This is a genomic window from Chryseotalea sp. WA131a, assembly GCA_025370075.1.
GTDB lineage: Bacteria > Bacteroidota > Bacteroidia > Cytophagales > Cyclobacteriaceae > ELB16-189.
In genome coordinates this window covers 4,372,249-4,388,531 of the sequence record CP073016.1, presented here as the reverse complement: position 1 = coordinate 4,388,531, position 16,283 = coordinate 4,372,249, and the positions used below count along the sequence as shown (strand labels likewise).

Genomic DNA, 16,283 nt, shown 5'->3' with positions numbered 1-16,283 from the left:
CCAATCAGTTTTGTAGCGTTCAAAATGTTTATAGCAATTATTGTTGAAGTAGTATCTTGCCGTTAAATGGTGCGTGTAGCAATTTCTTTATTATTTGCCTTATTCATTGGTTCTGCTTTTGCACAAGAGCGATGCGGAACCGTGCAATACGAAAAAATGATGAACCAGCGCAATCCTAAGCGCGGCACGAAGGAGCAATTTGAAAATTGGTTGCAGCAGAAAATGCAACCCCAACAAAAAGCAAAAGGCGCACAAGTAAAACAGCAAACACAAGCAACCTACACCATTCCCGTAGTGGTGCACGTGATTCACAATGGCGAACCCATCGGCACAGGCGTGAACATTTCAGATGCACAAATACTTTCGCAGCTAAAAGTTTTGAACAATGACTTCAATCGCCAGAACGAAGACCAAACAAACACACCCGCCCTATTTCAGCCTGTAGCCGGAAGTTTTGATGTTCAATTTGTATTGGCGAAGCAAGATCCAAATGGATTGGCCACCAACGGAATCAGACGTGTGCAAGGCTCAAAATCGGCCTGGAGCCTTAGTGATAATTTTTTGTTGAAATCACAAAGCTACTGGCCAACAGAGGATTATTTGAATGTGTGGGTTTGCAACCATACGGAATTTTTGGGTTACACACAGTTCCCGGTTTCTAACTTGCCCGGATTAGAAGGTTCATCAGACGAACGTTTGACGGATGGAATTGTTGTTAACTACCGCGAGTTTGGAAGCATTGACGATGGTTCGTTTGATTTGGATTCCCGTTACAACAAAGGAAGAACTCTCACTCACGAGATGGGGCATTTTTTTGGGCTTCGCCATGTGTGGGGTGACGGAACAAATTGCACCAGCACCGATTACGTGGCCGACACCCCCACGCAAAGTAGATCCACTACGGGCTGCCCCACCCATCCGCAGCAAGATTGCGGTTCGCCTAAGATGTTTCAAAATTATTTAGATTACTCCAACGATGTCTGCATGAACTTATTCACGCAAGGGCAAGTGAGCCGGATGAATACCGTTATCCAAAGCAGCCCGAGAAGAGCCAGTCTGCTCGTATCACCCGGAAGTCTCGCTCCCAGCACCGCTCCCAACGATACTGGCATCAGGGCCATCCTAAACCCCCTTACTTTTACGTGCAGTGGTGTGGTTACACCGTCCCTTACCATTCGCAATTATGGAATCAATTTAATTACGTCCACCCAAATTCAATTGTTGAGAAATGGGGTGGTTGTTGAAACAAAAACATTCCTTCTTAATTTATTGATTGCACAGGAAACAAACCTAACGTTCTCTCCCCTAATACTAAATGCAAGCAGTACCAATCAATTTACATTTCAAATTTTGCAAACCAACGGTGGTACTGATGGAAACGCGAGCAACGATTTCAAGTCAGTTACAACCGTTGTGCCTGCCAATGCCCCCACGCTACCTTTTACGGAAGACTTTAATTCCTTTCCGGGAAGTTGGAATGTGCTCAACCCCGATGGACTAACGGCTTGGCAAGGCACTACCTCGCCCGATGGAAGAACGTCTGCATTTTTAAATTTTTATGATTATACAGAAATCGGATCTTCTGATGTCGTGAGCAGCCCAACATTTGATTTGACGAGCTCATCAAAGGCCACCTTGATTTTTGATCGGGCGTATTCAACTTACCCAGGGGTTTCGGGTGAACGTCTTCGAGTACTGGTTATCAGCAATTGCAATTTTCAATCACCATCCGTTGTCTTCTCCAAATCGGATAATGACCTAAGCACCGCACCCGAAAGCACTAGCTCGTTTGCACCGATAGGAAAAACCCAATGGGTAACCGAAGTGATTCCACTGGATGCCTTCGTTGGGCAAACCATTCAAATTGCTTTTGAAGGGACGAATGCGAATGGAAATAATCTGTACATCGATAATGTTCGTATCGTAAACACTAATTTTCTGGATTTATCTTTCTTGAAATTAGAAAGTCCTTCTCCGGTAAATTGCCTATCCAATCCACCAACACTAGTAACCATAAAGAACTTAGGTAATGTGCCCATCACTAATTTTGTTTCTTCGGTTACCGTTAATGGCCAAGCAAGTACAAACCAAACAATAAATTTGAGTTTAGCTGTAAACGAAGAAAAAAGTATATCACTTAATGCACTCAATCTAAGTGCTGGATCAAACAATGTAACCATCCATTTAACACAGCCCAATGGTGCAACGGATCAAGCGCCACTTAATAATTCAAGTTCGTTTACTTTGGTGGTAAATGATGCACGCGATATCGTTCCGTTGCGCCAACGTTTTGAATCCACTGCTACTAACAATTGGGTAAGTGTCAGTCAAGCTCAGCAAGCCAATTGGCAACTTGCCAGCACTAATTTTTCAAACTCGCTCGTGTACAATGGTTTCGTCAATACCAATTTAGGAGAAGAATCGTGGTTTGTCAGCCCGGTGATTGATTTTAGTCAACTAGTAAAGGCCACTATTTTTTTTGCAACAAGCTATGCCAAAGCCATTAAAGGCAGCGAAACACTTCGTGTACTTGCTTCTACCGATTGTGGGGTAACGTTTTCAGATGTGCTGTTTAATCAATCTGGAAATGAATTGAGCAACACCACTAGCAATTCATCGTGGAAGCCACTAACCTCCAATGATTGGAAGAAACAGTTTATTGTCTTAAATGATTACGTTGGCAAGACGGATGTTCGACTTGCCTTTGTGGTAAACAATGGCAATGGAAACAATCTTTATTTGGACAACATTGTCTTTTATTCCGATGATAATTTAAACCCGGTTGTACCCGAGACTCCCTATTCCATTTATGGAGGCATTTCAACGGGCGTAAAAATTAGTTTTAATTTAGAAGATCGGACGAATGCCAAAGTTTGGCTTTACAATACGGTTGGTCAATTAGTAAGCGAATTTGAATACCCCAATGCGTTGAACCAAACCTTTCCGTTAGATATTGCCGAGCGCTCTGCAGGAATTTATATTGCCCGCGTACAAGTGGGGAGTCAATTCAGCGCCCAACGCGTGTTTTTCAGGGATTAGCAAAACCTTCCCATCAATTGCCCAGAACATTTCAGTAGGACCACTCGACAACTGAGTAACTCCTTTTTAAAAAGTTAATCTCCACCGCACAGCTTTGTCGTGTAATGCGAAAAAAAGCTATGAGACTATTGATTTTCTTCTTTGTGTTTATTTCCGCCTCTGCTTGGGCACAAACAAAAATCTCAGGCTCCGTAAAAGACGAAGCAGGCCAACCCGTGCCAGGAGCCAACATAATGATTGAAGGAAGTTATGATGGTGCCAGTACATCCTTAGACGGCACATTTGCATTTACCTCCACTGAAACTGGGGGTAAAAAAATATTGGCTTCGTTTGTTGGCTATCAGACATTTAACCAAACCGTTGACTTAACCGGAAAAAATATTTTCGTTGAAATCGTACTGCAAGAATCCGTTAACCAATTAGATGGCGTAACCATTTCGGCTGGCTCTTTTACTGCTGGCGAAGAAAAACGAAGAACGATTTTAAAACCGCTTGATATTGCCACCACCGCTGGTGCCACGGCAGATATTGCCGGTGCACTTAATACATTGCCCGGCACACAAAAAGTAGGCGAGAGCGGTCGGTTGTTTGTGCGTGGTGGTGATGGCAATGAAACACGCACGTTTGTCGATGGCTTAGTCGTGCTGGATGCCTATGGTCCGGCTGCACCCAACACCCCTTCTCGTGGACGGTTTCTTCCCTTCATGTTCAAAGGCACCAGTTTTAGCACAGGCGGTTATTCTGCCGAGTATGGCCAAGCGTTGTCATCTGCTTTGGTTTTAAACTCCCGCGATAAAGCGGAGATGAACCAAACCGATATTGGCATTTTATCAGTTGGTGCCGATGTGGCACATACGCAAGTTTGGAATCGTGGCTCGGCTTCAGGAAAAATTGGGTATACAAATTTACAGCCGTACATGGGCTTAATCAGCCAACGCATTGATTGGATTGAAGCACCGGTGTCCATGGAAGGAAGCGCAGCATTTCGCCAGCAAGTAGGCAAAGACGGTATGCTGAAAGTGTTTGGAAATTTTAATCGCTCTTCCTTCGCACTGTTCAATCATGATATTGTAGATGCTAGTATCAAACAACGATTGGATTTAACCAATAACTACAACTATGGAAACGTAGCCTACTCGCACGCGCTTGGTAAAACATGGAGTATGCGTGGAGGTACATCTTACACCTTCAATCAAAACAATTTAACAGTAGAAGGAGTGCCTGTGGGGGAAACCGAAAAAGGCATTCACGCGAAAGTGGTTTTTGAAAACTCTCCCAATGAAAAACTGGATGTGCGCATGGGGGCCGAATACTACGATCGTTTGTACGATGCATTTCGTATCAATAACACCTCGGGTTTATCTGAACAAATTGGTTTCCGCGAGCGATTGGCTGCCAGCTTTGTAGAAGCAGAATATATCTTCAACAAACACATCGTGTTGAAAGCAGGAGCGCGTACCGAACAAAACAATTTAATCAATCAGTGGAGTATTGATCCGCGATTCTCTATGGCCTACAAGCCGGGAAGCAAGGGTCAGTTTTCATTCGCGTATGGTCTGTTTCGGCAGGCAGCCAAAAATCAGTACATGCGCACCAACACACAACTCAATCCCGAAAAAGCAGAACATTTTATTTTAAACTATCAAGTAATTACCGACCGAAAAACATTTCGGGTGGAAGCATATTACAAACGCTATTTTGATTTGGTGAAATATATCAATTTCGATGCAAACCAATTAAACAATGCCGGCAATGGTTATGCGCGAGGCATTGAGTTGTTTTGGCGCGACAATCAAACATTTAAAGACGTAGATTATTGGGTATCTTATTCTTTCTTAGATACGGAGCGCGATTACCTGAATTTTCCATTGGCCGCTACCCCTAGTTTTGGTTCGCAACATAATTTATCGGTGGTGTACAAACATTTTATTTCTGCTTTGAAGATGCAAGCAGGCATGACATATAGTTTCACCAGTGGTAGACCTTACTACAATCCAAACAACGATAAATTCAACAGCGACCGAACGCCTTCTTACCAAGATTTGAGTTTGAACATTGCGTACTTACCTAAACCCAATTTGATCTTCTACTTTTCCTGCACCAATCTATTAGGCCACGATAACATTTTCGGATACCAATATGCCAGCACCCCTGATGCAAATGGTGTGTATGCCAGTCGCGCTACAAGGCAGGCAGCCGATCAGTTTTTATTTGTCGGAGTATTCATTACAATTTCAAAGAATAAATCCATCGGGCAGTTGCCAAATTTATAAGGAAAATAGAAGTCAGAGTCAAAAATCCAGTATCAATAATCCCCTTTCACTTAAACAATTAAAACCATGAAAACAATCATCTTCCTTTTTGCCCTACTTTTTTCAACAAGCACATTCGCTACCGATAACAAATACATCGAGCAGATGAGCAAACACATTGAGGCGGTATATAATGCCGAAACGCCAGAACAATATCAAGAGGCAGTGAATGCTTTTGAACGAATCGCATCTGCAGAAAAAACAAAATGGGAACCGTATTACTACAGCGCTTTTGGTTGGGTGATGCTGGCCAACAAAGAAAAGGAGTCAGTCAAAAAAGATGGCTATTTAGATAAAGCCTTGTCCGCCATTGAAAGTGGAAAGAAAATCAATGGCAACGAATCGGAATTGGTGGCTCTTGAAGGTTTTGTGCACATGATCCGGGTAACGGTTGATCCTGCCACGCGCGGACAACAATACTCGGGGATGGCTTTTCAGCTATTTGGCAAGGCCGTGGGCATGAATCCTGAAAATCCTCGTGCACTTGCTTTCATGGCACAGATGCAGATGGGCACTGCACGATTTCTGGGCTCTTCTACATCAGAGGCTTGCGAGACCGCAAAAAAATCATTGGAAAAATTTAGCGCCTTCAAATCTGAAAATTTGCTGGCACCGCGTTGGGGCAAAGGAATGACAGAGGGATTGCTGAAACAATGTCAGTAATTAGGCATTAGGACTTGGGTAAATAAGTTCTACCACCTAAGTCCTAACGCCCTACCTAATTCCCACGCCCTAATGCTATATTTACATCATGAGTTTCTCTAAAATAAAAGGCTACCTCATTGTAGTTGTCATCTCTTTGGTAGGGTCGGCTTCAACCACCTACTTTACCTGCACGGGGTGCCACTCCAATCTACCTAAATACGCGTGGGTCACTTTTTTTTCTACGCTGCTGTGGGTTTTTTTATGGATTGGTAACGGGGAGTTGACAGAACAGATCAGTAAAAAAATATCATGGGTAAAGTTTCCGGTTAAGCGATTGATTGTAGGAGTGATTGCCACCGTTGCTTACACGGTGGGTATCGTCCTTCTGATTTCCAAAAGTTGGGAGGTCTCGTTTAATTTCCGTTTTGATAGTTATCTTGAAATCGTATCCTCTTCACTCATCATCACTTTTTTTATTTCGCTCTTCCTACATGGTCGAGGATTTTTAATTGCCTGGCGAGCAGCCGCAGTAGATACCGAACGATTGCAAAAAGAAAGTGTAAAGGCACAATACGACAGTTTAAAGAATCAAGTAAACCCGCATTTTCTATTTAATAGCTTAAATGCCTTAACCAATTTGGTATATGAAGACCCCGACAAAGCTGCAAAGTTTATCAAACAACTTTCTGAAGTATACCGATATGTATTGGATACGCACGAAAAAGAACTGGTTCCATTAGAAGAAGAAGTTAAATTTTTAGATTCCTATTTGTTCCTTCAGCAGATTCGGTTCGGTGCTAAATTAAGGTTGGATATTCAGTTAGAAAATAAGCAAGGCCAAGTAGCACCCTTGGCCCTCCAAATGTTGATTGAGAACGCTATCAAGCATAATGTGATTGCTGAAGAGCAGCCCTTAACGATTCGGGTCTATTTCCAAAATAACTATATCGTAGTAGAGAACAATCTACAACGGAAAACAATTATCACCGAGGAATCATCGGGACTGGGTTTAGAGAATATAAAAAAACGATATGCGTTTTTGACGGACAAGGAAGTAACCATCGCTGAACTTGATTCGATGTTTAAAGTTGAGCTGCCAATCATTTTGGCTACCTAAACCTATCACCATTGATGAACATCCTCATTATAGAAGACGAACCCTTAGCCGCTGAGCGATTAAGCAAATTAGTGAAGCAATTACAACCAGATTCCTTCATCGTAGGAGTTATTGATTCCGTTAAGCGCTCTGTGCCATGGTTTCAAAATAACCCGCAGCCTGATTTGGTGTTTATGGACATTCAGCTAGCCGATGGCTTGAGCTTTGAAATTTTTGATTATACAGAAGTAAAGTCTCCCATTATTTTTACCACTGCCTACAACGAGTACGCCCTCAAAGCTTTTAAAGTCAACAGCATCGATTATATTTTAAAACCGGTAGATGAGGTCGATTTGAAAGCTGCGTTAGATAAACTTAAACACTTGACAACGCCTGCCCCTCAAGCTAAAATGATGGAAAGCATTCAGTACGCCATGCAAATGCTCACCAAAAAATACAAGGAACGTTTTGTCGTAAAAGTAGGTGAGCATTTAAAATCGATTGAGACCACCGATGTCTTATTCTTTTACAGCTTGGAAAAAACAACTTTTGCGCACACGAAAGACGGGCGCAAACACATTTTAGATTTCACCTTAGAACAACTCGACAGTCTCGTAGATCCGCAACATTACTTTCGCATCAATCGAAAATATTTGGTCGGGGTATCGTCCATTCAAGATATGATCACTTACACCAACTCGCGGTTAAAACTGATCCTTAAAACCACAGACGATAGTGATGTAATTGTGGCCCGCGAACGGGTGCAAGAGTTTAAGGATTGGTTAGATCGGTAGCAAAAAGGTAAACAAGCCGAAAAGCGTTACTACTTTTGTAACCTTATAGTGAGTTTATCGTCTGAACCTGTAATTTATTTACAGCCAACGCAACTCATCATCAAACTGTCTTCTATGTTCAAAAAGCTGTCTTTTATCTTAAGCTTGTTCGTTTCATTTTCCTCGTTTTCACAAACCATTTCCGGTAGAATTATTGACAGCCTAAAACTAGAACCCATTGCCTTTGCCAATGTGATTTTGGCCGATGGCATGCACGGAACAACCACCGACATTGAAGGAAATTTCAAATTACCCGTGCCCGCAGGCTATTCCCAATTTATTACCATCTCGCACGTAAGCTATCAGAAAATAAAGCTACCCATCTCTTATTTTAAAACCACTAAAATCATTCGGTTGAAGGCCAGCAACTTGGTGCTGGGCGAAGTGGTCATCAAGGCAGGGGAAAATCCGGCCTTTCGCATTATTCGCCAAGCTGTAAAAAACAAAAAGCAAAACGATCCGGAGAATTTGAATAGCTACCACTATTTCTCCTACAATAAATTTATCATCAAGCCTACGGAATTGAGCGGAAAATACAAACGGAAGTCAGACAGTTTGAGAAGCATATCGGGGACGAAGACAAAAAGCGAAAAAGATTTGTTAGAGTGGGACAGCCTGAGCAGTCGATTGCATTTTTTTATGACAGAATCTGTCACCGAAAAAAAAGTGATGAACCCCAATCGACAAAAAGAAACACTGATTGGCTTCAAGGCATCTGGATTTAAAAGCCCGCTGTTCGCCAATGTGGCCACCGACTATCAACCGTTTTCGTTTTACAATGATAAAATTTCTTTGTTGGGAAAAGACTTCCTGAATCCCATCAGCAAACACTCAGAAGACCGCTACGATTTTTATTTGACCGATACTACGTTTTTCGAAAACGATACCGTCTACGTAATTCAATACGAACCGCGCAAAGGAAAATTGATCACTGGCTTGAAAGGAATGGTTTCCATCAGCACCAACGGGTACGCAATCAAAAATATCATCGCAGCATCCTCCGATTCACTCGCCTTAACGGGAATTCGCATACAACAAAACTACGAGCGAGTGGATGGCAAATGGTTTCCGGTGCAACTGAACACCGATATCGATTTCTACAATTTTGGTGCGTTCGGAAGTCATGTAGTAGCGCAACACCGAAGCTTTTTAAGAGACATTCAAATCAATTTGCCCCTTAACAAATCTGAATTTGGAGATATTAAAGTAGATTTATCGCCCCCCGCTGCGGCCATCAATCAAGCCAATTTAGAAAAATATAGAATCACACCATTGGATAACAAGGAAAGCAAAACCTATGTAACGATTGATTCAGTGATGAAAAAATTTGCTTGGTTTGACAAAGGTATAGAAGCCTTGGCCACCAATGCTATCCCCCTGGGTGCATTTGAATTTGACCTGACCCGCTTGATGCGCATCAATCAATACGAAGGGTTTCGTTTGGGTGGAGGGCTTTACACAAACAATCGATTTTCGAAATGGCTACGATTAGGTGGCTATGCTGCTTATGGATTTAAAGATCAGCAATGGAAGTACGGTGGCGAAATGCGGTTCAACATCAATCCGAACAAAGACTTCGCAATTTCATTGCAGTACTTCAACGATATTTATGAAACGGGCTACTCAACCGCTAATCTGCAGCGCGACTTCACCAACCCAAACGAAGGCTTGCGTAGATTGGCGAGTTCGCAATACGATCGCATCGAAGCCTATCGTGCAGAGGTTAGCTATCGACTTTTTCCGCAACTACATGCAATGGGTTTTATCTCAAAGAATACTATTCAACCCACGTATGATTACACCCTTCTGCTGAAGGGTGAATCACTTAATCAATTTTCAATTGCAGAAGTAGGCGGCACGCTTCGCTACGCAGGCAGTGAAAACTACATGCAACTGGCAGGTAAAAAAGTGTTGTTGGGCAGAGAGTGGCCGATGATTGCAATCAACTATGCACGCAGTGTCAATCTCTTTGAAGCACAAAATTTCACTTACCAACGCTTTGAGCTTTCTTCGCGCTTTCAGATCAAACATCGGCCAAAAGGCAAAACACGTTTGTCTATTCATGCCGGCTGGGTAGAGGGAGTTGCCCCTTATGGAAAATTGTTTACCGGCCGTGGCGCAAAACAAGTGGAAGGGCTTTTCATTGATGAATATTTTCAAACCATGGGTTTGTATGAGTTTACCGCCTCTCAGTATAGCAGTATTTTCTTCAACCACAATTTTGGAAATGTATTTTACGCTAACCGCTACAGCAAACCAGAATGGGTGATTTATCACAACGCAGGCATTGGAAAATTAGAGAATGCGAGCGCACACCAAAGCACGTCACTTTCTTTACAGACATACGACAAAGGGTATTTCGAATCGGGCACAGGTTTCAATAACTTACTTCGATTTAAGTACGTCAACATTGCCTATTTTGGGTTGGGTGCCGCGGTCTTCTATCGGCATGGGGCATATCAATTTGAAAAAACTAGTAACAATCTTTTTTTTAGAACTACCTTCAGTTTAACTTTCTAAACTTTTAAACTCCTCTTTACAAAACACATCACTGAATTTGAGGCCAATAAAAACAATCTGGTAACAAACCCGTCTAACACAAATTAAAATCAACCCCCACTCTATTACTATGCAACTGATCATTCAAAACCTCAGCAAAACGTACTCCAACGGAGTGCAAGCATTGAAAGATGTATCGCTCACCATCAACCAAGGCATGTTTGGGCTCCTCGGCCCTAACGGTGCGGGCAAGTCATCGCTCATGCGTACGATTGCCACACTGCAAGAGGCAGATAGTGGCTCGATTCAATTGGGCAATCTCAATGTACTCACGCAAAAAGAAGAGGTAAGGAAAATACTTGGTTACTTGCCGCAAGAGTTTGGAGTATATCCAAAAATTGATGCGGTTACATTATTGGACCATCTCGCAGTACTCAAAGGTATCAGCAATAAAGGAGAACGAAAAGGGTTGGTAGAAGCACTTCTGCAAAAAACAAATCTATGGCAAGCCCGAAACAAAAACTTGGGAGGATACTCTGGTGGTATGAAGCAACGCTTTGGTATCGCACAAGCATTGATAGCCAATCCGAAATTGATTATCGTTGATGAACCTACTGCAGGGTTAGATCCTGCTGAACGAAATCGGTTTTTGAATCTGCTTTCTGAGATTGGAGAAAATACTATCGTGATTCTTTCTACCCATATTGTTGAAGATGTAAAAGAACTTTGCACCGATATGGCTATTATTAACAAAGGCCAAGTACTTTACAAAGGCAGCCCAATGGATGCCATTGCCGAAGTAGAAGGCAAGGTTTGGAAAAAGAGCATTGTAAAAGCAGAATTAGATTCGTATCGCGGTAAGTTCAATATTATTTCGGAACGGTTAATTGGTGGACGTCCGGTAATTTCGGTACTGAATGATGAGCAGCCCGATGAAAGTTTTGAGCGTGTGCCAGCAGATTTAGAAGATGTGTACTTCACCCATATTTTCGGAAACGCAAAAAAAGAAGTAATTGCTTAATCCTACTATCAGGCACGTAAGTATCCAATTCCCAATAACTAGAATACTGCAATATGTTTAAAAATATATTTCTCTTTGAGTTAAAGTATCGCAAAGCCCGTGCGGCTAACTACATTTACTTCGCCCTCATGTTTCTCATGTGCCTTCTTGCTGTTACAACCGACATCGTACAGATAGGTGGTGGAGCAGGTCAGGTAAAAGAGAATGCACCCTTTGTAATAGGACAAATGATTGTGATTATGAGTTACATCATGACATTGATTTCGTCTGCCATCATGGGAGTAGCCGTACTTCGCGATTTTGAACACAATACCGAGGCCATACTTTTTAGTACTCCTATTAAAAAGTTTCATTATCTAATGGGCCGCTATTGGGGTTCATTTGTTGTTCTTCTACTAGTTGCTGCTAGTTTGCCTTTAGGTTTTATGATTGGCGATCTTTGGCCGACCCGCGAAGCTGAACGAATGCTTCCCTTTAACTTAATTTCTTACTGGCAGCCGTTCCTAATTTTTGTAGTTCCGAATATGTTTTTTACAGGGGCTATTTTCTTCACGAGCGGTGCGCTATCGAGGAAATCCATTGTCATTTACATGCAAGGGATTTTATTGATTGTTCTTTATAGCGGAACTAGTTCATTATTAAGTGATCTGGAGCATAAAGAAATTGCTTCTTTACTTGACCCATTCGGAATACGTGCATTTAGTTATCATACCCAGTACTGGACACCTGGCGAGCGAAACACATTACAAATCCCCTTAGAGGGATACATCCTCTATAATCGACTGCTTTGGATTGGGGCAGGGATTTTGATTCTAGCAATCAATCATTTTGCATTTAGTTTCAACGTAGTTCGCAGCTCTATTTTCAAAACTAAATTAGCTAAAGATAACATGGCAAGAATTAAGCCCGAGGAAACAAAAATTCCTTTGGCTCATCAATTCAGCAATTTCTCCACTCACTTTGGGCAGTTAGTAAAACTTACTCTGTTCTATTTTAAAATGGTCTTTAAGGAGGTTCCATTTATTGGGATAGTAATAGCAGGGATGCTGCTCTTGATTGCCAATTCGTTTAATCTCAATCAATTATTTGGCACGAGTTCGTACCCTACCACGTATACAATATTAGGTTTGCTATCCAGCTTTACATTATTCTTCATCATTATAGCAGTTCTTTATTCAGGTGAGTTGGTGTGGAAAGAAAGATCCGTTAATCTAAATCTCATCTTAGATGCCATGCCCATTCCAGATTTTATAGGTTTAATTTCAAAGTTCTTAGGGCTCTTACTTGTATATATTGTTTTAATCGCTGTATTGATTGTTACCGGGATTTTTATACAAGCTGCATATGGGTATTACAACTTTGAGATTGGGCTTTACCTAAGTACAATGTATACTGAGACATTAGCTTTGTTGGTATTATTCACACTGCTATCCATGTTTATTCAAGTCATGGTTAATAATAAGTTTTTAGGATTTGCCGTAACCATTGTTTTTTTCATCTTGACTTCTTTCTTTAGCCAGTTAGGGTTAGAGCATCCACTTTTTCAATTTGGTAATGGTAGCTTGGGTACTTATTCTGATATGAATGTATACGGACACTTTGTAACACCCTTCAGTTGGTTTCAGATTTATTGGTTTGCTTTCGTTGTGTTTCTTTTCGCGATAGCCGTTATTTTTTCTTCGCGCGGTTCGGAAGATGTGATTAACATGCGTTGGAAAGCAGGTAAGCTTCGTTTGTCTCGATCATTGGTGGCCATGATTATCTGTGCGGTGGCCGCTTTTGTTTCTACAGGGTTCTATATTTTTTACAACACGAATGTACTAAACGAATATACCAACAAAGACGAGCGTGAAGGCTTGCAAGTGGATTATGAAAAGACACTAAAAAAGTTTGAGTTTGTTCCCCAACCGCGCATTACAGAAATCAATTTAAAAGTAGATGTCTTTCCTGTTTCGCGCGATTTCACAGCAGAAGGCTATTTCATTCTTAAGAATAAAACAAACGCACCTATTTCGGATATTCATATTCAACAAAATGCCTCTAGCTTAATTAAATTGGAAAAGTTGGAGTTCAATAAAAAAAACGGTGTAAAGGAAAAGTTTGATAAGTTCAAGTACACGATTTACCAATTGAGTGAACCACTACAACCTGGCGATAGCGTTCGTATGGATTTTAAAACCGTTTTCAAAACCAATGGATTTACGGATACCAATTCATCTAACACAGACGTGATTTACAACGGCACCTTCTTCAATAATTTATACTTCCCCACACTGGGTTATAATGAAGACTATGAAATGAGCGATGACAACGACCGCAAAGAAAAGAAACTTCCCGCCAAGGAACGGATGATGGAGCGCAACGACCCACGCGGACTATCGCAAAGTTTGTTTGGGGATGATGCCGACCACGTGACTTTTGAAATTGTACTCAGCACCGACAAAGACCAAATCGCGATTGCACCGGGCTACCTTCAAAAGAGTTGGGACGAGGGCAACCGTAAATATTTCCAATACAAAATGGATGCACCCATGTGCAACTTTTTCTCCATTATTTCGGCTCGGTATGAAGTAAAGCGCGATAAATGGAATGACATCAACTTGGAAGTTTACCATCACAAAGGCCATGAGTATAACATTGACAAAATGATGGAAGGTATGAAAGATGCTCTCGCATATTACTCAAAAAATTTCAGCCCTTACCAATATCGTCAGGTACGCATCATGGAGTTTCCTCGCTATTCCTCCTTTGCCCAGTCGTTTGCCAATACCATTCCTTTTAGTGAGGGCATCGGCTTCATTGCCAAAATTGACGATCCCGATAAGGACATTGATTATGTGTACTATGTAACCGCCCACGAAGTTGCTCATCAGTGGTGGGGTCACCAAGTAATGGAGGCAGGTGTAAAGGGCAATGCGATGCTTAGCGAAAGTATGTCACAATATTCTGCGCTAATGGTATTGAAACATAAGTTTACTCCTGAAATTTTAGAACGGTACTTAAAATATGAATTGGATCGTTACCTATCAGGCCGTGCCGGTGAAAGTAAAAAAGAGCAACCGTTAGAGTTAGTAGAAGGCCAAGGCTACATACATTATAACAAAGCTTCGCTTGCCTTCTATGCATTGCAAGATTACATTGGCGAAGACAGTGTGAATGCTGCCTTCAGAAGATTTAATGAAACATGGCGATTTAAAGATGCGCCTTACCCCACTTCGGCTGATTTACTCAAAGAGATTAGAAAAGTCACGCCTGATAGTATGAAGTATATCATCAAAGATATGTTTGAGACTATAACGCTATTTGAGAACAAAACCGACTCAGCCTTCTACAAAGAAAAAGGTAAAGATGAATTTGAAGTTACTCTTTACACCTCGGCCGAAAAATTACGTGCCGATAGCACGGGCCTTGAAACACCACTGGCCATCAACGATTGGATTGACGTTGGCATATATGGAAAAAACAAAGCGGGCCAAGACAGTCTGTTGTATTTGAAAAAACACAAAATCACCAAGAAAGAAAATGAGTTCAAGATTTTGGTGAAATCAAAACCACGTAAGGCAGGCATCGACCCACTGCACAAACTGATTGACCGTCACTCAAATGATAATTCGAAGGGGCTGGTGAAGCGCTAAAGGTTTGAAGTTCAGGGTTTAAAGTTCTTGGTTTATGGCCTAGCCAATCTAACCCAAGAGCTTTAAACTTTTGGACTCGTAAACTAACACTCATTAGGTAACAATTCCTTAATTTAGCAGCCACAAAAAAAGCTGCTATGCCCCATTCCAAAATTGTTGGCCTTGGCCACCATGTGCCTGATACTGTAATCACCAACGAATATCTTTCTACCTTAATGGAGACCAACGATGCGTGGATTGTGGAACGCACCGGCATTAAAGAGCGCAGATGGATTGACCCTGCCGTAGATACCGTTGGCAACATGGGCGCAAAGGCCGCGCGCATGGCCTTGCAGCGCGCCAACCTCACCGAAAAAGATGTGGAGTTTATTGTGTTCGCCAGCATCACCAGCGATTATTACTTCCCTGGTTCGGGCGTGCTGATGCAACGCGAACTAGGCTTGGAAGGCATCGGTGCCATTGAAATTAAAAATGCGTGCTCGGGTTTTATCTATGCACTATCGGTGGCCGATCAATTTATAAAAACGGGTATGTACAAAACCATATTGGTAGTGGGTGGCGAAATCCAATCTACGGCACTTGACATTACCACCCGTGGAAGAAACACGGCAGTGATTTTTGGTGATGGCGCAGGCGCGGCCATTTTACAGGCGAGCGATAAGCCGGGCATCTTATCTACGCATTTACATGCCGATGGGCGTTTTGCTGAAGAACTTTATGTAAAAGACCCCGGCAGCAGCCGCCCACATGCTGAGCGGCAGGCCGAACAATTTTTAGATACTACGGGATTTAAAGTGGTGATGAATGGCAACCAAGTTTTTAAACATGCGGTGGTGCGTTTTATGGAAGTGATCAACGAGGCACTCACCAAAAACAACATGACCAAAGAACAAATTGATTTGCTCGTGCCACACCAAGCCAACTTGCGCATCAGCCAATACATACAAGAAAAACTTGCGTTGCGCGATGACCAAGTGTACAACAACATTATGCGCTACGGAAACACCACGGCAGGTTCCATTCCCATTGCTTTAAGCGAAGCCTGGGCCGAAGGAAAACTTCAAGAAGGCAACATCGTTTGCTTAGCTGCCTTTGGCAGTGGCTTTACGTGGGCCTCAGCATTGATTAGGTGGTAGAGATAGGGGATCAGTAAAGTTTTGCGGCCTTGCGTGCGGGCGAGATTTTTGGTACCCACTTGATACG

Annotated in this window: 9 protein-coding genes; all 9 read left to right on the top strand. The window is 42.1% G+C overall.

What is annotated here, in order from left to right; translation table 11 throughout:
• Positions 1-66 precede the first annotated feature (66 nt).
• The 9 genes from KA713_20200 to KA713_20160 all read left to right on the top strand — a co-directional run bounded on the left by KA713_20200 (position 67) and on the right by KA713_20160 (position 16,216).
• Positions 67-3,039 carry a choice-of-anchor J domain-containing protein gene (locus tag KA713_20200; GenBank protein UXE66730.1) on the top strand — a complete coding sequence of 991 codons (2,973 nt, stop codon included), beginning with the start codon at positions 67-69 and terminating at the stop codon, positions 3,037-3,039.
• Positions 3,040-3,158: 119 nt separating this feature from the next.
• A complete protein-coding gene (locus tag KA713_20195) occupies positions 3,159-5,312 on the top strand; it encodes a TonB-dependent receptor (protein ID UXE66729.1) in 2,154 nt (717 codons plus the stop codon).
• Positions 5,313-5,378: 66 nt separating this feature from the next.
• Positions 5,379-6,014: a hypothetical protein gene (locus KA713_20190; GenBank protein UXE66728.1), complete on the top strand. Its 636-nt coding sequence runs from the start codon at positions 5,379-5,381 to the stop codon at positions 6,012-6,014.
• Positions 6,015-6,102: 88 nt separating this feature from the next.
• The gene (locus KA713_20185; protein UXE66727.1) at positions 6,103-7,113 is read left to right on the top strand and encodes a histidine kinase; all 1,011 of its coding nucleotides are present in this window, start codon (positions 6,103-6,105) and stop codon (positions 7,111-7,113) included.
• 14 nt (positions 7,114-7,127) lie between these two features.
• Entirely contained in the window at positions 7,128-7,886 is a 759-nt protein-coding gene (locus tag KA713_20180) for a response regulator transcription factor (protein ID UXE66726.1), read from the top strand.
• 114 nt (positions 7,887-8,000) lie between these two features.
• A complete protein-coding gene (locus KA713_20175) occupies positions 8,001-10,445 on the top strand; it encodes a carboxypeptidase-like regulatory domain-containing protein (GenBank protein ID UXE66725.1) in 2,445 nt (814 codons plus the stop codon).
• A gap of 109 nt (positions 10,446-10,554) precedes the next feature.
• Entirely contained in the window at positions 10,555-11,445 is an 891-nt protein-coding gene (locus KA713_20170; GenBank protein UXE66724.1) for an ABC transporter ATP-binding protein, read from the top strand.
• A 53-nt stretch (positions 11,446-11,498) separates the two neighbouring features.
• Entirely contained in the window at positions 11,499-15,080 is a 3,582-nt protein-coding gene (locus tag KA713_20165; GenBank protein ID UXE66723.1) for an aminopeptidase, read from the top strand.
• 137 nt (positions 15,081-15,217) lie between these two features.
• Positions 15,218-16,216, top strand: coding sequence for a ketoacyl-ACP synthase III (locus KA713_20160; protein ID UXE66722.1), 999 nt, complete (start codon positions 15,218-15,220; stop codon positions 16,214-16,216).
• The last annotated feature ends 67 nt before the right edge of the window (positions 16,217-16,283 follow it).